The following is a 19419-nucleotide window of genomic DNA, read 5'->3' on the forward strand; positions in this document are numbered from 1 at the left end:
ACAATAAGGTGTGCTTAGTTCACTTTGTTAAGTTACTTAAATTCTAAAATGAAGTCCTAAAAAAAGCCCATCAATTTAAATTGATGGGCTTTTTAAATAATATGATAAATCTTTACATTCTCTCTGGAACTTCAATTCCTAAAAGTTTAAAGGCAGATTTAATAGTATCTCCAACTTGTGCTGATAATTGTGTTCTAAAAACTTTTAAAGCTTCCTCTTCACAACCTAAAATATATGAACTTTGGTAGAATGAGTTGTATTCTTTAACCAAGTCGTAAGTATAGTTAGCAATTAATGCCGGACTGTGATTTTTTGCAGCCAATTGAACTGTTTCTGGATACAATTGTAAGGTTTTTATTACGGCTAATTCTTTGTCAGAAATTTCAACATTTTGTTTTGCTGTATAATCAAAATCAGCTTTTCTTAAAATAGATTGAATTCTAGCGTAAGTATATTGTATAAAAGGCCCTGTATTTCCGTTAAAATCTATAGATTCTTTAGGATCAAACAAAATACGTTTTTTAGGATCTACTTTTAAAATGTAATATTTTAAAGCACCCATTCCTATAATTTTATACAATTCCTCTTTTTTCTCTTCTGAATATCCTTCTAACTTTCCTAATTCTTGAGAAATTTCACGAGCCGTATTGACCATTTCTTCCATCAAATCATCAGCATCTACAACTGTTCCTTCTCTAGATTTCATTTTACCAGTTGGTAAATCTACCATTCCGTAAGAAAGGTGATACATGTTTTCAGCCCAAGAAAATCCTAATTTCTTTAAAATTAAGAACAACACTTTAAAATGATAATCTTGTTCGTTTCCAACAGTATAAGTTAACGCATTAATATCAAATTCTTGAAAACGTTGAATAGCAGTTCCTAAATCTTGTGTAATGTAAACCGAAGTTCCATCACCACGTAACACTAGTTTTTCATCTAAACCTTCGTCGGTTAAGTCAATCCAAACCGAACCGTCTTCTTTTTTATAAAAAACACCTTTTTCTAAACCGTCTTGTACACAGTCTTTTCCTAAAAGATAGGTTTCACTTTCGTAGTAATTTTTATCAAACTCAACTCCCAGGTTTTTGTAAGAAACAGCAAAACCATCATAGACCCATTGGTTCATAGTTTTCCATAGGTTTACCACTTCTTCATCACCTGCTTCCCATTTACGCAACATTTCTTGAGCTTCTAATAAAATAGGGGCTTGTTTTTTAGCTTCTTCTTCGGTTCTTCCTTGGGCAATTAAGTTGTTTATTTCTTCTTTATAAGCCTTGTCAAACGCTACATAGTAGTTTCCTACTAATTTATCACCTTTTAAACCTGTGTTTTCTGGAGTTTCTCCGTTTCCAAATTTTTGCCATGCCAACATACTTTTACAAATATGAATTCCACGATCGTTGATAATTTGGGTTTTGTAAACTTTTTTACCACTTGCGGCAATAATTTCTGCTACAGAAAAACCTAATAAATTGTTACGTACGTGACCTAAGTGCAAAGGTTTGTTGGTGTTTGGAGAAGAGTATTCTACCATTACCGCTTTTTCAGTTGGAGCAGGGGGAAGGGTTCCGTAATTTTCTGTTTCGTAGATTCCGTAAAAACTATCTACAAAAAAACTAGGGTTGATAGAAATGTTTAAGAATCCTTTTACGACATTAAAATCGGTAACCAAATCAACATTGGTTTTTAGGTATTCTCCAATTTGAGTTCCAATTTGAACAGGATTTCCTTTTACAAATCTTAAAAAAGCAAAAACTACAATGGTAATATCTCCATCAAATTCTTTACGAGTTGCTTGGAATTCTACAGCTGGAATTTCAGTTTCAAAAATTTCTACAAATGCTTTTTTAACAGCAATTTCTAAATGGTTTTGGATACTCATTTTTGTTTATTTCTAATGAACTGCGAAAGTACGGAAATAATTAATTTTTGACTACTTGTTAAATTTAAAATTATTAGGGCTTTATTTAGGTGCGGTTTAACCTAAATATATAGAAGTATAAAAGAATCTTTTTTTTATTATCATCTATAATAAAAAGATTCATGATTATAGATCTCACTTCTATATATAAACTAATTTTTAATAAATTTTTTAGTGATGATTCCTTTGTTGGAGGTAAGTTTAAGCCAATATATTCCTGTAGATAAGTTGTTGGTGTTGATGGTATTTTGTGAGTTGGTTATTGTTTTTTGAATTAATAGTTGTCCATTCTCATTAAAAACTTCAATAGTAGCTTCCTTTGAGTCGTTCAACTCTACAAATAAATTATTTTCTACAGGGTTTGGAGAGATAGGCATGTTGTTTTGTTTATAAATTTGACGTATCCACTGTTTCAGTAGCAATTATTGTTTTAAAACTTTTCCAGACGTTAGCTTTTTGGTATGCTTCTATACTTTTTACAGGAACTTCTAACTTGCATAAGTTAGTATTTGTTTCAAAAAAAACATTTGAATGAATTGCTAAGGGAGATTCAATAGTACAAACTAGATTGGTTAATTGTAAACACCAACTAAAAGAATACTCTTTTATAGTTGTAATGGTATTGGGAATTATAATAGTAATTAATTTTTTACAACCCAGAAATAAATAATTTTCAATTGTGGTAACGGCACTAGGGAAAGTAAAACTAGTTAGTCCAGAAGCACTAAAAGCAGATTCTCCAATGGAGCAAACAGAATTTGGTATAGTTACAGAAGTTAAATTTTTACAATAACTAAATGTAAATGCTTTGATAGTTTTAATATTATCACCTATACTAATTGAATTGATGTTTTCGTTGCCTTTAAAAGCAGTTTCACTAATTTCAGTAACAATATATTTTGTTTTATTGTAAACAATAGCTGCAGGAATTGTTATAGATCCAACATAGTTGTTATCTAAATTTTTAATGACCCTAACTGTTGCTTCCGATGTTTTTTCATAAGCTATTCCCTCGGTATTAAAACGTATAGGTTTTTTAGAGGTTATTGGTGAAGCAGTATTTGTATTCATAAAAATGATTTTTATAAATAACCTAATTTGATAAGCTGCTTTTGTCTTTTAGGAAAAAAAAATAAATGATACATTTTTGTTTCAGAACCAATTCTAAAAACGGATGTATTTTATTTTCATAAACTGAACTACTTATCTATAGTTATTTTTTTATAACAAATCTATTCCACTAATAAATGATTATATAGCCAATTAAGACAAATCAATAGCCCAATAGGACAATTTTGTGTTTTTTATGAAGAAAAATAGAAGAGGTTGCTAATCTAAAGTGTTGTTTATACGTATTTCAGACGGGAGTTTTCCGTGTTTGTTTTTAAAGGCAGCACTAAATTTACTTTGGCTTTCATAACCAACTTCCTGAGCTATGTACTTAATTTGTAAATTGGTGTTAAGTATTAATTGCATAGCTAATTCCATTTTCTTTTGAATGTGATATTGCAATATCGAAGTTCCGTAAACAGACTTAAAATCAGTTTTTAATTTTGAAGGAGATATGTTTAGTTTTTTAGCAATGATATCAATACCGATAAAAGGTAGTCCTAGGTTTGTTGATATTAGACGTTCGCATTCAGAAATTTTTTTATAATCAGCTTTTCCTTTTTCAAGATAGTTTTCTTTTCTTACATCTCTAAAAACATTTTTGAAAAAAGAAGATATCAAACTAAAAGCTTGAGATTTTAAAAGAGTTTCGTTAAAAACATCATCATTAAACGTTTTAACGGTATGTAAAATTTCATTAGAAAATCCTTCTGCATAGGGAACTATATCTTGAAAGGAAATAAAACCTTTATCAGAATTTAGAAATTTTTTAAAAGGAATGCTATCATCTAATTTATCTAAAGGCACATTTTTTTTAATCCAATCTGGACTAATATAATAAATAAAGAATTTTGACTTGGTTCCTTTATAAAAACAAGCACCTACATCTGTACCAGGTTTTTTAAAACCCCAAAATTTATTTTGGAAAGGTATTTTGTCTATAAAAGTATTTTGAAGTTTTACTTCACTTTCAAAAAGAGTAAAAGTGATTGTATAATGATTACTTGGAATATTTTCATCATAAACAGATTTAATAATTGTATTTTGTTTAAACTGTATATCTGTAATTGTTAACCATAAGCCATCTTCAATTTTTCGATAATGAAATGATCCTTTTGTAAAAGGATTGTTTCTATAAACAGCCTGCTCTCTTTTAATATGTTTGCTTCCAGGAGTTTTTATGGTGCTTTCTATCATAAGCTCAGGGCTATTTGCTAGAAAAGGAAATTCAAAAAAACCACTTTGATAAAATTTAATATTAGGTCTTATAAATTGAAACCATCTGGATAAGTTCATTATAGGTTGTTTAATTGTATAGCAATTATTGAATGGTATTGATAAAAATAGGTCTTTAATAATAAATGATATAACCTATAATTATTAGATATAAAAATACCAAAAACTTTAATGAATTCTAGAATTTATTATCTATTTAAAAATAACGGTTGGTATATGAAAAATTAGACGGTTACCAAGTTTTTTTCTACTACTAAAATTAAGAGCATTTACATAGCGATAATTCCTATTGCCAATATAAAATATGATGTTTTGTTTTTTTAACTTATTTTGTTAGGTAATTTGTGGGTGTTTTTCCAAAATGTTTTTTAAAAGTAGTAATGAATGAACTAACATTTTCATAACCTAAATCAAAGGCAATTTGTTTTACACTTTTATTTTCTCCTAGCTGCTTTACTGCTTCCATTAATTTTAAACGCATTTTCCAATCTCCAAAGCTCATGCCTAATTCCTTGTTAAATAATCTAGAAAGTGTTCTCGGACTCACAGATGATTTATTGGCGTAATAATCAATGTTTTTTTTGCTTGAGAAATTATGCATTAAATCATCTACTACTATTTTTACTCTTTTTTCTTGGCTTGTTGGTAAAAAGGTTGTGCTTGCTTTTAAGATAGAAATTTCATCTAAGAATACCTCAATTACTCTACTTTGTGGTATAGTTAATTTGTTGGGATTACCAAAAGAGACTATTTTTTTTAGAAGACTGTTTAAAAAACTTGAATTGTCAAATGCAAAGCTATCTTTTGGAAGATTATTTAATTTTGATTTGTCAATAAATGCTGTAATTACCCTTACATTCTTTGGGAAAAAAACTTGGTGTTCCTCGTTACTGGCAATCCAAACACTTTGTAAAGGATTAATTATCCATATATTGCTTTTTGTTACAACTTTCATTACACCTGAATTACATGATATAATTTGTGCTCTTGGATGCGCGTGTGAATTTGCACATTTGGCATTTTGAATATTTTCAGAATAGGTGCTTACTGGACGGAATTCGTTTATTTCGTATCCTGAATCTATTTTAATATTTGTCTTGTAATCAATATTCATTGTCTAAATATAGTAATAAAGACATTGTTTCTATTCCTGAACTTTGTAAAAATTTAAAATAATAGATTATGGATGTTAAAAATCATAACAAAAACATTGTAAAACAATTTTCAAAGCAGGCTAGTGGATACACTGCAATTACTTCGCATAGTGAGGCTTTAGATAAGTTAATTTCCTTATCATCAGCTTCAAAGAGTGATTCAGTTTTAGATATTGCTTGTGGCTCTGGTATTGTATCATGTGAATTTGCCAAACATACCCATGATGTAACAGGGATTGATATAACACAAGGAATGCTTGATGAGGCACAAAAGTTGCAAACTAAGTGCGATCTTACTAATATGACTTGGCAAATTGGAGATGTTGACAATTTACCTTATGAAGATGATAGCTTTTCAATTGTAATTTCAAGATTTGGTTTTCATCATTTCTTAAACCCATTTAAAGTTTTGTCTGAAATGAAAAGAGTTTGTAAACCAGGAGGAAAGGTTTTAGTGGTTGATGTTTCTTTACCAGATTCTAAAATTAAAAAATATAATGAAATGGAAAAAAACAGGGATGATTCTCATGTTGCAGCACTTTCATTAACTGAATTTTCTAATTTATTTAAAAAGGTCGGTTTTAAAAGTTTAAATACAGATTTTTATTCAATGCAGATTTCATTAAAAGAACAGCTTAAAGCATCTTTTCCAAGAGACAAAAATACTTTAAAAAACATGATTATTACTGATGTGGGAGTAAATGATTTAGGAATAAATGTGTTAAAATTAAATGAAGAATATTTTTTGCAGTATCCAATTCATATTTTTTCATTAAAAAAATAAAAAAGCCCTCTTCATCGGGGGCTTTTTATGTATGGAATGTAATGGTTAGTATATTAAAAATAGGGGGATTTTATCCATATATAATTTTCAGAATTAGAGTATTTTGTACAGGATTTTCTACGAAGAGGTTTTTAATTAATTCAGTATATTTTTAGATCCCATATTTCATATTTATTATTAAATGTTTTTTTTCAAAAATTCAGTGATTATATAAATATATTTCATAGCCTAATAATTCACATTCAATTCCTTTACTTTTTAGTTGTTGAGCTATTGAATTTATATCAATTACTTTAACTTCAATTCTTAAAATAGAGTGACCGTAAGGGTATGGTTTATTAAAATCTTCCAAGTCAAAATTGAATTCTACCTGTGGATAATTCTTTTCCAAAAATTGTAAAATTTCTATTGATAGAATTTCTGATTTTACATTGGTTATAAACACTTCTACCATATTAAAAATTTTCTTGAGTGAGTTCTTGATTTATCATTGTACCCGTTATGTTTCCACTGTTAACAGCCATTGATACAGAACGCATCATTGTACTATTGTCTCCACAGGCAAATATGCCTTCTTCTGTGGTTTTTTGCATAAAATTTACTTCAATGTATCCCTCTTCCGTAAATTCACAACCCAATTCTTTGGGAATATTAGAGTTTTGTTCAAACGGAACAGGAGCATATGCACATTCAAAATTTTCCTTACTTCCATCTTTAAATACAATACTTTTTAATTGCCCATTAGTATGATTGATTGAAGAAACTTCTTTTTCGATGATTTGAATATTATGTTGTTTTAATTTTTCGAGCTGTTTTTCTTCAAACGCTTCTATTTTTGAAGTGATAATTGTTATTTCTTTTGTTAAATTGTTTACTAAAGATGCAAGATGAAGCACTCTTTCTCCATTATAAATTATAGTGGTTTTTTTATTTCGTATTTCGTAACCATGGCAATAAGGACAGTGTACTACGGAAATTCCCCAACATTCCATAAAACCACTTATATCTGGTATTATGTCTTTAATTCCAGTGGCAAAAACCAATTTTTTTGCTGTAAAAACATCTCCATTTGAGGTAGTGATTTGAAAACCTTTTTTAATTTTCTTTCCACCTACAGCAAATCCGTTATAAAATTTTACACTGTCATATTTTGCTACTTGATTCTTTGCAATTTCAGAAATTTCTTTTGGTGTACTTCCATCTTGAGTTAAAAAATTATGTGAATGTGGCGTTTGTCGATTACACGGTTTTCCAGCATCAATTACCAATGTTTTGCGAAGGGAACGACCTAAAGTCATTGCTGCTGAAAGTCCTGCATAACTTCCACCAATTATAATTACTTCAAAGACCTTGTTCATATTATTGATTTATGTTTTAAATGCGAAAATGTCGCATTAGTTTTTTAGACAAAAATACATTTTTTTTGTATTATTGCAATAAAATCGCAATAAACATGATTAGAAGGAATACGCCCACAAAAGAGGCAGTACTGAATTTACTACTAAATTCAAGAAAAGCATTAAGTCATGACGCTATTGAAAAGCAGTTAAATATTGAAATCAATAGAGCTACAATTTATAGAGTATTAAACAGATTTTGTGAAGATGGGATAGTACACAAAATAGTTGCTGAAGACGGAAAACAGTATTTTGCTATTTGTAAAAAATGTGAAAATCCACAAGAAGTTATTCAACATCATTTCCATTTTCGGTGTTTGTCGTGTGATACGATTGAATGTTTGCAAGTTCCTGTTGAATATTCAGTTCCCAATGGTTATGAAGTTCAAAATACAAATTGTGTTCTGACCGGGGTTTGTAATGACTGTTCGTAGGTTTGTTTACATTGCCCACAGGTTCCCAATAACCCAACCATATTAAAGAGCGATCAAAATAATTGATAACTCTTTAATATAGTTGTCTCTTGTATGTTTGTTATTTAAATACCTTCTGCAAGGTGTTTTAAGTTTCTGTTTTTTTTATTTAAAACAGCTATTTATTAATAAATTGGGTATAGTGAGCATAGCGTTCAAAAATCTGATTGACGTAATTATAGGGCTCAATTCCTCTAACATAACCGTACTTTATGATAGGATTGTTGTAGTTTTTGGGATGGCTCAAAGCCAAGATCATATTTTCAACATTGTCATCCCAAACAAAGGCATCCAAACCTTTTTTGGTAGCTAACTTTTGAGCATCTTTAACATGATACAATCCACAATTATAAGAGGCCATCGTAAATTTAGTTCGCTGTATAGAGTCTTTAATTTTGTCGAAATTATTCCAAATCTGTCTAAGATATTTGATTCCCCCACTAATACTTTGTTTTGGGTTACTGCGATCTTGGACTCCCAGTTCTTCGGCAGTTTTAGGCATCAATTGCATCAGACCTTTCGCATTGGCCCAAGAACTATTGTTTGGATCAAATCTTGATTCTTGATAAATTAGGGAAGCTACTAAACGCCAATCCCAATTAATTTTTTCGGCATGTTTTTGAATAAGTGCATCGTAAGGGCTAATTTCCTCTTTGTTTAAACTATAGAAGTCACTTTTTACACGTCGTCTAAAGTTCTTTTTATTTTTAAAGTACTTATTATAAATAACATTATAATCAACCTCTTTTCTGAAATCTTCTAGCCATAAATTTATAGCATTTAGTAATTTGGGTGAGTTTATACGTGTGGCCCATCCAATTCTTTGTGAAAAACTAACAGGTACCTCAATGTCTAAAATAGGATAATAAGAAGCCATAATTTTGGCGATATTATTATCTGAAATCGTGTATTTAATATTCCCTTTGGCTACTTGTTTAATGATTTCATCTGTAGCCATTTCACCTGATAATTTATTAATATAAATGTTACCACCAAGCTCATCGCTAAGATTCTCAATACGCTCGCTGTAAGATGAACCTTCACGAATGGATACTGTGTCTTGTAGTAATTCTATGGCATCCTGTATCAACGCATTTTCCAATTTGTGCCAATGCATGGTACGCCAATTGTCTGGTTTTTTTTGAACTAATACCTGTTTGGTTAGGTACAAATAGTTTGTAAATGATACAGATGCTTTACGGTCTCCTGTAATCGCGAGTCCGTGTGCCAAAATATCACCTTCACCTTGATTGAGTTTGATAATAAGTTCATCAAGATCTTTAACCACAACCATTTCAAGTTCAAGATTTAGATGTTTGGCTAATCTTTTAAGTAATTCATACTCGTAGCCCATGGGTTGTCCCTTGTATAAAAAATAGCTTGTTCCGCTATAGACTGTAAGCGCTTTAAGTATGCCATCTTTTTTAATGGACTCTAAATCACGTTTCAAAATAGGCTGTTTGTTAATTGCATCCTTTTTTTTTGGTTGCTCACAATTAATTAAAAACAGACATAATATTAATGCCAAATAGTGCTTTTTAAACAAGGAAGATTGCAGCTGCATACGGAATGTATCTTTAAGGTTTCCTTGTAAAATACAAAAAATATATCGGACAGAATTTAACTCTTACTTAGCTTAAAGAAATATTAGGTTACTCAAAATTATCATTCAAACAAATATCAAATGAATTTATTATCAGTGTTTTAGATTTTATATATCGTTATTAGGTATGTAAGAAAACTATTCTAATGCTTTCCATTCTTCTTTGGTAGCTTCAGATTTTTGATTTTCCATTAACGCATACCACTTGTCATTACGTTTTACAAGCAGCATTTCAAAATGTATATAATCTTCAGTAGGGTTACCGTGGCTATCTGTTGAGGTAAAATAGAAAATTCCTGTTTCAAACGCAGTAGTTTTACTCCCAATTCTTTTTGATAAACGAAATTCTACCTTATCATTTTTCTTTCCCAACTTGGTGTCAATAAACCCTTGTTTCCAGTTGTCTAGCGCTTCTGTAATTGATATTGACTTATTTTGTTTAATAACAAGAACAGCATCAGGATGGTAAGCAGCTTGGTAACCCTCAAAATCACCTTCTCGAACGGTGCGAGATAGTTCTGTCCAGAATTTATCAAGTTCTGACAATCTTGCAGAATCTTTTTGAATTTCTTGGTAAATATTGTTGTTAAAAGAATTTGCTTTGGTTGTTCCAATACTTACAATGATGATGATTGCGGTAAGAAAAAGATTTTTTTTCATGTTGTTATCCATTTGTAATTATTAATTCTTCATGTGCTATTTCTAAGATATCTACAGCCACCTCATTCTCATCAGACTCAAGATTGGTACTTGTTATTTTTGTTGGCCAGGCATTGTTTAATTGCCATTGTATGGTTACCTCATTGTTCTCATTTAGCAATTGAATAATAATTGTTCGGCGTTCGATGGTATTCATGGCTATTTGTGAATGAAAATCCCAAAAAGCATTGTTGTTTAAAAACACGCCTCTTTTCATCACAACATTTCCGTTTTTTACTATTCCTGGTGTTTTAATGGTAGAAAAAAGCTTGCTGTTACTTTTTCGATATTCAATTATTTGACTTTCAACGTCCATTCCTGATACTTCTTGAAAGGAAATTTTTTTAAGTTCAATACCAAGGTCTACTTTAAACCTAAACTTAGGCATAGGCCAATTTGATCCTTCTTTACTTCCGTCGTCTGCCATAATATTTTTTTAGTGTTATTTGTTGTCTATGGTTAGTATATGGCAAGTAGAATAGTAGAAAGCGAAAAACTTTCGGATTTGCACTGAGCCAAAGCGTTGTATTTTGTTTTTATCTTATTCATTTTAAAAGCCAAATCAACGATTTGGTGGAGTTTGTAAATAGCACTAATTTTATTAAATCACTTAACGCCCTATTTGATATATACCGTGTTAGCAGAGGTTATTTTAGGGTGTACTGTTCTTTCAATTTCTCCCATTGCTCTGATAAGTATGGGTTGAATTTTTTATACAGTGATTCACTAATCAATAAGTTAAATGTCGAAAGTGTTGTTTCGTAATTTAAAACTGTCAGGATAATTTCAGGCTCTTTTTTAGAAGTAATCTCTTCTTCTTTCAAATCATTATAAAGTCGGCAAAAGCTGTCGAGAATATTTTTTACTCTTAGACAAAAAACGGAATGGTTAACAGCATCTGAAATTAGGTAAATTGGCAAAGTCAGTTGTAGAACCATAGTTAACACAGTATTATAACCTTGAACAGCAAGAGTTAAAATTATTACTGCAACAATTAGATTTATTATCCATTTCTCCTTTAGACACTTAATTGCCAAATTATAGGTGAAATAACAACTCTCAAAACTGTTAGCTCCCATTCTTAAAATACCATTTTCAATAGTATCATTATTATAATATTTGTTTGATTTATTTGAAGAATAGTTTGTGCCAAATGAATTATCTACAAAGTCTGAGCGTTTGTCAAACGAAGTATGGAAAATTATGTAATTAACTACAAACTTTAGAAGAGTAAATAAAACAATTACAACAGTGTTTACATTGCTTAGAATTTCCGCCCACTCTTTGAGGTTATCAATATATTTACTAAATATAAAATTGAGTAGAGTTAAGCCTGCTGACAAAATCAGAATTTTGAATGCTATAGAATCAATTTTCTTTGCAAGATTAAATGATTCTCTTAATGGGTTGTAGTATTCATTCATAGGAAGGATATTTATCTCCAAAAATTATTTGCCAATTTTCAATAGCCTTTTCTTGATTCTTTTTTTCAATTTCAAAATCAAGAGCAATATTAGCAGTGTCATAACAAGACTTGGCTTTGCTTGAAATTCTATCCTTTTGTTCGCTAGTGAGATTGTTTATATTGCCTTGTATTCCTTTTGGGTCTTGAACATCATAACGAATGTTAGAATACAAATAGTAAAAAAAGTTTTTGATATTAATGTCATTAAAATCATTCTGACTCCCCGTTGATTTAACGAAGTTCAAAACAAGGACTTCAAATAAGTATGAGCCAATTTTAGGACTTGTAAAATTTGCATTCCAATATTTTAAAGTCCTTACTAGTTGATATACTTTCCCGCCGTAATTCTGATTTGTATTTTTAATATTGTCTTGGTCTGTGGTTGGATTTGAAGCCTTCCAATTTCCACTTCCGTCTGGAATAAGATAAAAGTTATTTACTGTGTAGAAGCAAGGTACAATGTCATAACTCCAAGTATATGAAACCAAATTGAGTACAGTCGCTTCTTGATTTCTTTTGATGTCTGCGTTTGAATATTGAGGAACGGTTTCTAACGCTTTTACTAACTTATTAACTACTTTTATTGAATTAAGAGTATAATCGTCATTTGAAAGTTTCTTTAAGCTGTCAATTGCGTTCTCTGTATGAATGTAATATTTTTTATTGTCATAAGTGTCAATTTGATAATAAGCATTTCCTGCTCCAATACAGTACATAAGGTCAATGTCGTCAAGGGGTTTTATTTTGGTGTTTCTAGCGAATGAACCAAATTTTATATGCTTTTCGGGGTAGTCATTTGGGAAGTCTTCAACATTTTCAGGAAAAGCCAATAATTGTGTAATTAACCAATCTCGACTGCTTCTTGCATTGTCAGTGTTATCCTTGATAAGGTTTACCACATCTTTATTAAATTCTTCGAATGCTTGATTTACACTTTTTGCCATATTGTTCTTATGTGTGTTAGTTTTTCAAAAATCTCTGCCAACCCCAAATAACCAAACTTTCTTTAGGAATTGGCTTTTTCGAGAAGTCAATCTTTTTTATAAAGTTAGCTATAAAAATCAGTGAGTTACAGAAATACTTTTGCACAAAACTTAAAAGTTCTTAACAAATAACAATATTTATAGTATTTTTATAAAGTCACTAAATAAAAAAAGAGCTATCAAAATAATTGATAACTCTTAAATATAGTTGTCTCTATGTTTATTATTTAAATACCTTCTGCAAGGTGTTTTAATTCCTCTTCATCTAGAATTACAATGGCTTTTCCATCTAAATCTATCAAACCATCTTTTTTAAATCCAGATAATATTCTAATAGCCGATTCTGTTGCCGTTCCCACAGAACTTGCAATCTCTTTTCTACTTAGCTGAATATTAATAGTGTTGTTATTGTCTACACCATAAGTTTCCTTTAAAAACAAAATCAAATCAGCCATACGTTGGTGTACCGTATTGGTAGAAATATTGGTTATTGCGTTGTTAGCTTCTTTTAAATCGCTACAAACGGTTTTAAACATGGCCCCAGCAAACTTTGGGTTTTCTTCTAAAGGTTTCTTAATTAAGTCTTGCGGAATGTAACAAGCAGCTACATCATTTAAAGCGGTAACCTTAATGGTACTAGGTTCATGAGTAATGGCAGAGTGGTAGCCAATTAAATCTCCTTTTTTACTAAATTTTACAATTTGTTCTTTTCCATTTGCATTTAATTGAGAGAGTTTACAAACCCCATCTTTAATACAGTATACACCAGAAGAAAATTTACCTTCATCAAAAATAACTTCTCCTTTTTTAAAGATATGTACATCTTTAGAGTCAGAAATTCGTGATAATTCTTCCTTACTTAAAGCATTTAAGTTGTTAAATTGTTTAATTAAACATTGTTCACATCTACCCACAGTAAAAGATTTTTTTGTTCTTTTCAAAAATACGGAAAGTTTGTATGATATTAGTCATTGTATAAGATTTCTTATATCATCAATTTTACATTTTATAAATATTTACGTTTAAAATGGAAGAAAAATCCTGTTATCATTGTGGAGATGTGGCTGATCAAGATATTGTTGTATTTGATGAGAAAATTTTCTGTTGCCATGGTTGTAAAACTGTATATGAAATATTTAAGGATAATGATTTAACTGCATATTATGATTTTGAAAAAAATCCTGGGTTAACGCCTGATGGAATTAAAGGAAAATATGCTTTTTTAAATAATGCTACGGTTGTAAGTAAGTTGTTAGATTTTCAGGAAGATGGAATTGAAATTGTAACTCTTTACATTCCTAAAATACATTGTAGCTCATGTGTTTGGGTGTTAGAACACTTACAGAAGTTAAATGATGGAATTGTAAATTCAAGAGTTCATTTTTCTAAAAAAACAGTACAAGTAACCTATAATAATAAGATTACTTTACAACAATTGGTAGAATTACTAGCCATGATTGGTTACGATCCTTATATCAGTTTAGAGGATGGAGAAAAAACTAAAAACAAAAGTAAAAGCAGTACTTATAAACTAGCCATTGCAGGATTTGCTTTTGGTAATAGTATGTTTTTATCTTTTCCAGATTATTTTGGAAAACCAGATGTTTGGTTGGCTCATTACCAACCTTTATTTGTGTTGTTGATGTTTTTATTTTCTTTACCAGTGGTTTTTTATGCTGCTAACGATTATTTTATTTCTGCTTATAAAGGTCTAAGAAAAAGAATTTTAAATATCGATGTTCCTATTAGTATTGGGGTATTGGTCTTGTTTTTAAGAAGTAGTTACGAATTTTTTTCAGGAACTGGACAAGGTTATTTTGATAGCTTAACAGGTTTGATTTTCTTTTTGTTATTAGGAAAATTGTTTCAACAAAAAACCTATGATTTTTTATCGTTCGAAAGAGATTTTAAATCTTATTTCCCCATAGCTATTTCTACTTTGGTTAAAGGAAAAGAAGTGGTTGTTCCTGTTAATGAAATTCAAATAAACGATGTTATTGTTATCAGAAATGAAGAAGTTATTCCTACCGATGGAGTAGTGGTGAGTGGGCATCCAACGTTAGATTATAGTTTTGTAACTGGAGAAGCCAATTTAATTGAAAAGCAAATAGGAGATAAGGTTTTTGCAGGTGGAAAACAACAAGGAGAATCTATTAGCCTTAAAGTAACAAAAACTGTAGATCAAAGTTATTTGACTAAATTATGGAGTCAGAATTCTTATGAAAAACCTTCAAAATTAACCAATCTTACCGATGCCGTTAGTCAATATTTTACTTGGGGATTATTATTAATTACGCTGGTTTCTGCTGTTTATTGGTTTCAGGTTGATAAAAGTCAAATTGTGAATGTGGTGACTTCTATTTTAATAGTGGCTTGTCCTTGTGCTTTGGCTTTATCAGCTCCTTTTGCATTTGGGAATGTACTGCGTATTTTAGGAAAAAAAGGGTTTTATTTAAAAGACAGTACTGTTATAGAAAAGATTGCTCATGTTCAAACCATTTTTTTTGACAAAACAGGAACTTTAACCACTAGAAATAAGCAAGAGTTTACTTATGAAGGAGAGGTTATGTCAGATGAAGAATTGTCTATGGTTAAATCATTGGTTAGAAATTCTAATCATCCTTTAAGTAGAACTTTATTTAAAAAAATTAAAGCAAACTTACTAGAAGTTCTTGATTTTAATGAAGTTGAAGGAAATGGAATTAGAGGAATTTTTAATCAAAAAATGGTTAAAGTAGGTTCTGCCAACTTTATAGGGATTTCTAAAAATGAAATAGAAACCGAAAGTAGGGTATATGTAAGTATTGATGGTTATTTAAAAGGTTATTTTAAGTTTGGTAATCAATACAGGGAAGATGTTTTTAATACTTTAAAGGAATTGTCAAAACATCATCAAATCAATGTTTTATCGGGAGATAATGATGCTTCAAAAAACTATTTAGAAAATCAGCTGCCTAGTACAACTCAGTTTTATTTCAATCAATCACCACAAGATAAGTTAGAGCAAGTAAAAGCGTGTCAGCAAAAAAATCAATCCGTAATGATGGTTGGAGATGGTTTAAATGATGCTGGAGCTTTATTACAATCAGAAGTAGGAATAGCGGTAGCAGAAGATGTAAATGTTTTTTCTCCTGCTAGCGATGCTATTATTGATGCTAGTAAAATAAATATCATACCAGCTTATTTTAAATTTTGTAAGGCAAGTTTAAACGTTGTAAAAGTTAGTTTTTTACTCTCTATTTTATACAATGTTATAGGTTTGTATTTTGCAACATCAGGAGCTTTAACTCCTTTAATTGCAGCTATTTTAATGCCTCTAAGTTCTATTACTATTGTGGTGTTTGTAACTGTAGTAACAAATCTTTTAGCTAAAAACATCAAATAAAATAGAGGATAGCTATAAGTTAATATTTGTTATAAATGTTTACCAAACCGGTTTTTATTTTTTACTTTTTTTAGGATCGTAAAAAATAATTACCTGTATAATAATAGCCATCATAATTAAGAATATAATTTCTACTTGTGTAAATAAATCAATAGCTTTTATTGCTTTATTACTCATAAACATTTGCTGTTTACCTTCGTCAAGTTGAATTTTTGATAAACTTTGTAAGGTGTGAGTAATGTTATCAATGCTTTTTAATAATTCAGCTTTATTATCTCTGTTAGAATCAACATAACGTTCTTCTAGTTTATTTAGATGATTAAATTCGTTCTTAAAGTTGTTAAAAAGTGTTTGTTCTTTAAGAGTTAGTTTTGTTTGCTCATAAGTTTCTATGTAGTTTTTTATTTGCTGATTGGTTTGTTCATTTCTTTTTTGATAAAAAATAGAATCTGAAGAGACCAATGCCATTTCTTTTTCATGAATTAATAATAATGATTCAAATAATAAATCACTAGCAACAATTCTATCTTTATAAATAGTGGTTACTGATTTTTTAAGTCTATTAAAGTTTTTATTGTCCACTATGTTGGTACTTAGTACAATAAGGAAAATTAATAAGATGCTTGCTACTTTTTTAATTTTAGGAATATTAATCATGTCTCTTTAATTTATAGTACAGAAATTAACTTTCAATATATGTAAATTTTTATTTATTAAAAATGAATAAGCCTTTATTTTACTCACAAATTCAGTTCTCATTATAAAATTATCTAAACCATGATAATAATCATTTTTTGCCATCTATGATGCCAATACTTTTGTTACAAATAAAAGTAAACATGAGTGTTATTTACATTTTAATTATCGTGAGTCTTTGCGTAGCTGTGGTTTTCTTGGCAGTATTCTTTTTAGCTGTTAGAAATGGTCAGTTTGAAGATGATGAAACACCAGCTATTAGAATGCTTTTTAATGATAATGTAAAGAATAAAGAAGAATAAATAAAAACCAAAACAATTAATCGAATTACTATTTTATGGAAAAAGAACAATTTTATTATGACAACAAAGTCGTAAAGAAATTTATTTACGCAACTATGTTTTGGGGACTCATAGGAATGTCAGTAGGTTTACTGTTGGCATTAATGTTTGTGTTTCCAAACATCACCAAAGGAGTTTCATGGCTAAGTTTTGGTAGATTAAGACCTTTACATACCAATGCAGTTATTTTTGCCTTCATTGGAAATGCAATGTTTGCAGGTGTTTATTATTCATTGCAAAGACTTTTAAAGGCTAGAATGTTTAGTGATTTACTTAGTAAAATTAATTTTTGGGGATGGCAAGCAATTATTGTAGCAGCAGCCATTACTTTACCATTGGGTATTACTTCAAGTAAAGAATATGCAGAACTAGAGTGGCCAATTGATATTGCCATAGCTCTTATTTGGGTGGTATTTGGTATCAACATGATTGGAACTATCTTAAAAAGAAGAGAACGTCATTTATATGTTGCTATTTGGTTTTATTTAGGAACGTTTGTTACTGTAGCAGTTCTACATATTTTTAACAGTTTGGCATTGCCAGTTTCTTTCTTAAAGAGTTATTCAGTGTACGCAGGGGTACAAGATGCCTTAGTACAATGGTGGTATGGACACAATGCAGTGGCTTTTTTCTTAACCACACCATTTTTAGGGTTGATGTACTATTTTGTGCCTAAAGCAGCTAACAGACCTGTGTATTCGTACCGATTGTCTATTGTGCACTTTTGGTCATTAATATTTATCTACATTTGGGCTGGACCTCACCACTTATTATATACAGCTTTGCCAGATTGGGCACAAAATTTAGGGGTTGCATTTTCTGTAATGTTAATTGCTCCATCTTGGGGAGGAATGATCAACGGATTGTTAACCTTAAGAGGAGCTTGGGATAAAGTGAGAGTTGATCCTGTTTTAAAGTTTATGGTTGTAGCTATTACAGGATACGGTATGGCAACCTTTGAAGGACCTATGTTGTCTTTAAAAAATGTAAATGCCATTGCACACTTTTCAGATTGGATTATAGCCCATGTACATGTTGGAGCATTAGCTTGGAATGGATTTTTAACTTTTGGGATGATCTATTGGTTGGTTCCAGTATTGTTTAAAACCAAATTACAGTCTATTAAATTAGCAAATATTCACTTTTGGTTAGGTACTTTAGGAATTATTATTTATGCTTTCCCAATGTATATTGCAGGGTTTGTGCAAGCTTCTATGTGGAAACAATTTAATCCTGATGGAACTTTAGTTTATGGTAACTTTTTAGAAACAGTTACTCAAATTATTCCAATGTATTGGATGCGTGCAGTAGGAGGAACTATGTATATTGTTGGGGCGGTAGTTATGTTGTTTAACATTTCTGCAACTATTAAAAGAGGTTCAGAAGTAGAAGATGATTTAAGCGAAGCAGCTCCTTTACAAAGATTGAAAAAAGGAAGAATATTAGGAGAATCTTGGCATCAACAATTAGAAAGAAGACCAGTTCAATTAACCATTTTTGCAACAATTGCTATATTAATAGGTGGGATTGTTCAAATTATTCCAACCATTATGGTGGAGTCTAACATTCCAACGATTAGTAGTGTAAAGCCTTATACTCCTTTAGAATTAGAAGGTAGAGATTTATATATACGAGAAGGTTGTGTGGGTTGTCACTCTCAAATGATTCGTCCTTTCCGTTCAGAAGTAGAGCGTTATGGTGAATATTCTAAAGCTGGAGAATTTGTGTACGACCATCCTTTCTTATGGGGATCAAAACGTACAGGACCAGATTTGCATAGAGTTGGACAAAAATACTCTGATAGCTGGCACTTTAATCATATGATTGATCCACAAAGTACTTCACCAGGTTCTATCATGCCTTCTTATTCTTGGTTGTTAAAGAATACTTTAGATACTAGTAATACTAAAGGAAAAATGGAAGTAATGGTAACTTTAGGAGTTCCATATTCTGCAGAAGAAATTAAGAATGCTGAGGAAAATATGAAAGCTCAAGCAGATGTGATTGCAGAGAATTTAACCCAAGATCCATCTTTTGTAGATAGTTATGAAGCAGCTCAAGCAGAAGCAAAAGCAAAAGGAGAAGCATTTGTGCCAATTCAACAAAGAGAAATTGTAGCCTTGATTGCTTATTTACAAAGATTAGGAACTGATATAAAAACAAAATAAG

At 30.2% G+C, this 19419-nt stretch carries 19 protein-coding genes; 5 read left to right on the plus strand and 14 right to left on the minus strand.

Features of this window, described 5'->3' with window-relative positions; genetic code table 11:
* Window positions 1–112 precede the first annotated feature (112 nt).
* The 5 genes from argS to BUB70_RS08695 form a co-directional block, all read right to left on the minus strand.
* A complete protein-coding gene (gene argS / locus BUB70_RS08675) occupies window positions 113–1885 on the minus strand; it encodes an arginine--tRNA ligase (RefSeq protein ID WP_073120593.1) in 1773 nt (590 codons plus the stop codon).
* A gap of 191 nt (window positions 1886–2076) precedes the next feature.
* Entirely contained in the window at window positions 2077–2301 is a 225-nt protein-coding gene (locus tag BUB70_RS08680) for a T9SS type A sorting domain-containing protein (protein WP_073120594.1), read from the minus strand.
* A gap of 10 nt (window positions 2302–2311) precedes the next feature.
* On the minus strand, window positions 2312–2995 hold the full coding sequence (locus tag BUB70_RS08685; RefSeq protein ID WP_073120597.1) for a leucine-rich repeat domain-containing protein: 684 nt from the start codon (window positions 2993–2995) through the stop codon (window positions 2312–2314).
* A gap of 258 nt (window positions 2996–3253) precedes the next feature.
* Window positions 3254–4330 carry a helix-turn-helix domain-containing protein gene (locus tag BUB70_RS08690; RefSeq protein ID WP_073120599.1) on the minus strand — a complete coding sequence of 359 codons (1077 nt, stop codon included), beginning with the start codon at window positions 4328–4330 and terminating at the stop codon, window positions 3254–3256.
* Between the two features lie 265 nt (window positions 4331–4595).
* A complete protein-coding gene (locus BUB70_RS08695; protein WP_073120602.1) occupies window positions 4596–5384 on the minus strand; it encodes an AraC family transcriptional regulator in 789 nt (262 codons plus the stop codon).
* A 68-nt stretch (window positions 5385–5452) separates the two neighbouring features.
* On the opposite strand from BUB70_RS08695, the gene BUB70_RS08700 reads away from it, so the two are divergent.
* Window positions 5453–6208, plus strand: a complete 756-nt coding sequence (locus BUB70_RS08700; protein WP_073120604.1) for a class I SAM-dependent methyltransferase — start codon at window positions 5453–5455, stop codon at window positions 6206–6208.
* Window positions 6209–6407: 199 nt separating this feature from the next.
* Here the strand turns inward: BUB70_RS08700 and BUB70_RS08705 are convergent, their stop codons facing one another.
* Both BUB70_RS08705 and BUB70_RS08710 read right to left on the minus strand, forming a co-directional pair.
* Window positions 6408–6662: a hypothetical protein gene (locus BUB70_RS08705; RefSeq protein WP_073120606.1), complete on the minus strand. Its 255-nt coding sequence runs from the start codon at window positions 6660–6662 to the stop codon at window positions 6408–6410.
* Between the two features lies 1 nt (window position 6663).
* Window positions 6664–7566 (minus strand): NAD(P)/FAD-dependent oxidoreductase, encoded by a 903-nt coding sequence (locus BUB70_RS08710; protein WP_073120608.1) that lies wholly within the window; start codon window positions 7564–7566, stop codon window positions 6664–6666.
* Window positions 7567–7661: 95 nt separating this feature from the next.
* Here BUB70_RS08710 and BUB70_RS08715 point away from each other — a divergent pair, with 95 nt between their 5' ends.
* Window positions 7662–8039, plus strand: coding sequence for a Fur family transcriptional regulator (locus BUB70_RS08715; protein WP_073120610.1), 378 nt, complete (start codon window positions 7662–7664; stop codon window positions 8037–8039).
* 157 nt (window positions 8040–8196) lie between these two features.
* Here the strand turns inward: BUB70_RS08715 and BUB70_RS08720 are convergent, their stop codons facing one another.
* The 6 genes from BUB70_RS08720 to BUB70_RS08745 form a co-directional block, all read right to left on the minus strand.
* A complete protein-coding gene (locus BUB70_RS08720; protein WP_229742972.1) occupies window positions 8197–9606 on the minus strand; it encodes an MltF family protein in 1410 nt (469 codons plus the stop codon).
* A gap of 213 nt (window positions 9607–9819) precedes the next feature.
* Entirely contained in the window at window positions 9820–10341 is a 522-nt protein-coding gene (locus tag BUB70_RS08725) for a DUF4440 domain-containing protein (protein ID WP_159431424.1), read from the minus strand.
* A 4-nt stretch (window positions 10342–10345) separates the two neighbouring features.
* Window positions 10346–10807, minus strand: coding sequence for a phage tail protein (locus BUB70_RS08730; RefSeq protein ID WP_073120617.1), 462 nt, complete (start codon window positions 10805–10807; stop codon window positions 10346–10348).
* A gap of 220 nt (window positions 10808–11027) precedes the next feature.
* The gene (locus tag BUB70_RS08735; RefSeq protein ID WP_073120620.1) at window positions 11028–11804 is read right to left on the minus strand and encodes a hypothetical protein; all 777 of its coding nucleotides are present in this window, start codon (window positions 11802–11804) and stop codon (window positions 11028–11030) included.
* Window positions 11797–12789, minus strand: a complete 993-nt coding sequence (locus BUB70_RS08740) for an SMODS domain-containing nucleotidyltransferase (RefSeq protein WP_073120622.1) — start codon at window positions 12787–12789, stop codon at window positions 11797–11799. The genes BUB70_RS08735 and BUB70_RS08740 overlap by 8 nt, the downstream gene beginning before the upstream one ends.
* 266 nt (window positions 12790–13055) lie before the next feature.
* The gene (locus BUB70_RS08745; RefSeq protein WP_229742971.1) at window positions 13056–13769 is read right to left on the minus strand and encodes a Crp/Fnr family transcriptional regulator; all 714 of its coding nucleotides are present in this window, start codon (window positions 13767–13769) and stop codon (window positions 13056–13058) included.
* An 86-nt stretch (window positions 13770–13855) separates the two neighbouring features.
* On the opposite strand from BUB70_RS08745, the gene BUB70_RS08750 reads away from it, so the two are divergent.
* The gene (locus BUB70_RS08750) at window positions 13856–16213 is read left to right on the plus strand and encodes a heavy metal translocating P-type ATPase (protein WP_073120625.1); all 2358 of its coding nucleotides are present in this window, start codon (window positions 13856–13858) and stop codon (window positions 16211–16213) included.
* A gap of 54 nt (window positions 16214–16267) precedes the next feature.
* Here BUB70_RS08750 and BUB70_RS08755 read toward each other — a convergent pair whose 3' ends face one another.
* Window positions 16268–16870, minus strand: a complete 603-nt coding sequence (locus BUB70_RS08755) for an MCP four helix bundle domain-containing protein (protein WP_073120627.1) — start codon at window positions 16868–16870, stop codon at window positions 16268–16270.
* Window positions 16871–17052: 182 nt separating this feature from the next.
* On the opposite strand from BUB70_RS08755, the gene ccoS reads away from it, so the two are divergent.
* Together ccoS and ccoN are read left to right on the plus strand one after the other, a co-directional pair.
* Window positions 17053–17211 (plus strand): cbb3-type cytochrome oxidase assembly protein CcoS, encoded by a 159-nt coding sequence (ccoS, locus tag BUB70_RS08760; protein ID WP_073120934.1) that lies wholly within the window; start codon window positions 17053–17055, stop codon window positions 17209–17211.
* Between the two features lie 35 nt (window positions 17212–17246).
* Window positions 17247–19418, plus strand: coding sequence for a cytochrome-c oxidase, cbb3-type subunit I (gene ccoN, locus BUB70_RS08765; RefSeq protein ID WP_073120628.1), 2172 nt, complete (start codon window positions 17247–17249; stop codon window positions 19416–19418).
* The last annotated feature ends 1 nt before the right edge of the window (window position 19419 follow it).

This window comes from Wenyingzhuangia marina (assembly GCF_900130035.1).
Lineage (GTDB): Bacteria > Bacteroidota > Bacteroidia > Flavobacteriales > Flavobacteriaceae > Wenyingzhuangia > Wenyingzhuangia marina.

Excerpts from the sequence above, each read along its gene's own strand:
- argS (WP_073120593.1), bottom strand. The coding sequence starts at position 1,885 with ATGAGTATCCAAAACCATTTAGAAATTGCTGTTAAAAAAGCATTTGTA.
- BUB70_RS08680 (WP_073120594.1), bottom strand. The coding sequence starts at position 2,301 with ATGCCTATCTCTCCAAACCCTGTAGAAAATAATTTATTTGTAGAGTTG.
- BUB70_RS08685 (WP_073120597.1), bottom strand. The coding sequence starts at position 2,995 with ATGAATACAAATACTGCTTCACCAATAACCTCTAAAAAACCTATACGT.
- BUB70_RS08690 (WP_073120599.1), bottom strand. The coding sequence starts at position 4,330 with ATGAACTTATCCAGATGGTTTCAATTTATAAGACCTAATATTAAATTT.
- BUB70_RS08695 (WP_073120602.1), bottom strand. The coding sequence starts at position 5,384 with ATGAATATTGATTACAAGACAAATATTAAAATAGATTCAGGATACGAA.
- BUB70_RS08700 (WP_073120604.1), top strand. The coding sequence starts at position 5,453 with ATGGATGTTAAAAATCATAACAAAAACATTGTAAAACAATTTTCAAAG.
- BUB70_RS08705 (WP_073120606.1), bottom strand. The coding sequence starts at position 6,662 with ATGGTAGAAGTGTTTATAACCAATGTAAAATCAGAAATTCTATCAATA.
- BUB70_RS08710 (WP_073120608.1), bottom strand. The coding sequence starts at position 7,566 with ATGAACAAGGTCTTTGAAGTAATTATAATTGGTGGAAGTTATGCAGGA.
- BUB70_RS08715 (WP_073120610.1), top strand. The coding sequence starts at position 7,662 with ATGATTAGAAGGAATACGCCCACAAAAGAGGCAGTACTGAATTTACTA.
- BUB70_RS08725 (WP_159431424.1), bottom strand. The coding sequence starts at position 10,341 with ATGAAAAAAAATCTTTTTCTTACCGCAATCATCATCATTGTAAGTATT.
- BUB70_RS08730 (WP_073120617.1), bottom strand. The coding sequence starts at position 10,807 with ATGGCAGACGACGGAAGTAAAGAAGGATCAAATTGGCCTATGCCTAAG.
- BUB70_RS08735 (WP_073120620.1), bottom strand. The coding sequence starts at position 11,804 with ATGAATGAATACTACAACCCATTAAGAGAATCATTTAATCTTGCAAAG.
- BUB70_RS08740 (WP_073120622.1), bottom strand. The coding sequence starts at position 12,789 with ATGGCAAAAAGTGTAAATCAAGCATTCGAAGAATTTAATAAAGATGTG.
- BUB70_RS08750 (WP_073120625.1), top strand. The coding sequence starts at position 13,856 with ATGGAAGAAAAATCCTGTTATCATTGTGGAGATGTGGCTGATCAAGAT.
- BUB70_RS08755 (WP_073120627.1), bottom strand. The coding sequence starts at position 16,870 with ATGATTAATATTCCTAAAATTAAAAAAGTAGCAAGCATCTTATTAATT.
- ccoS (WP_073120934.1), top strand. The coding sequence starts at position 17,053 with ATGAGTGTTATTTACATTTTAATTATCGTGAGTCTTTGCGTAGCTGTG.
- ccoN (WP_073120628.1), top strand. The coding sequence starts at position 17,247 with ATGGAAAAAGAACAATTTTATTATGACAACAAAGTCGTAAAGAAATTT.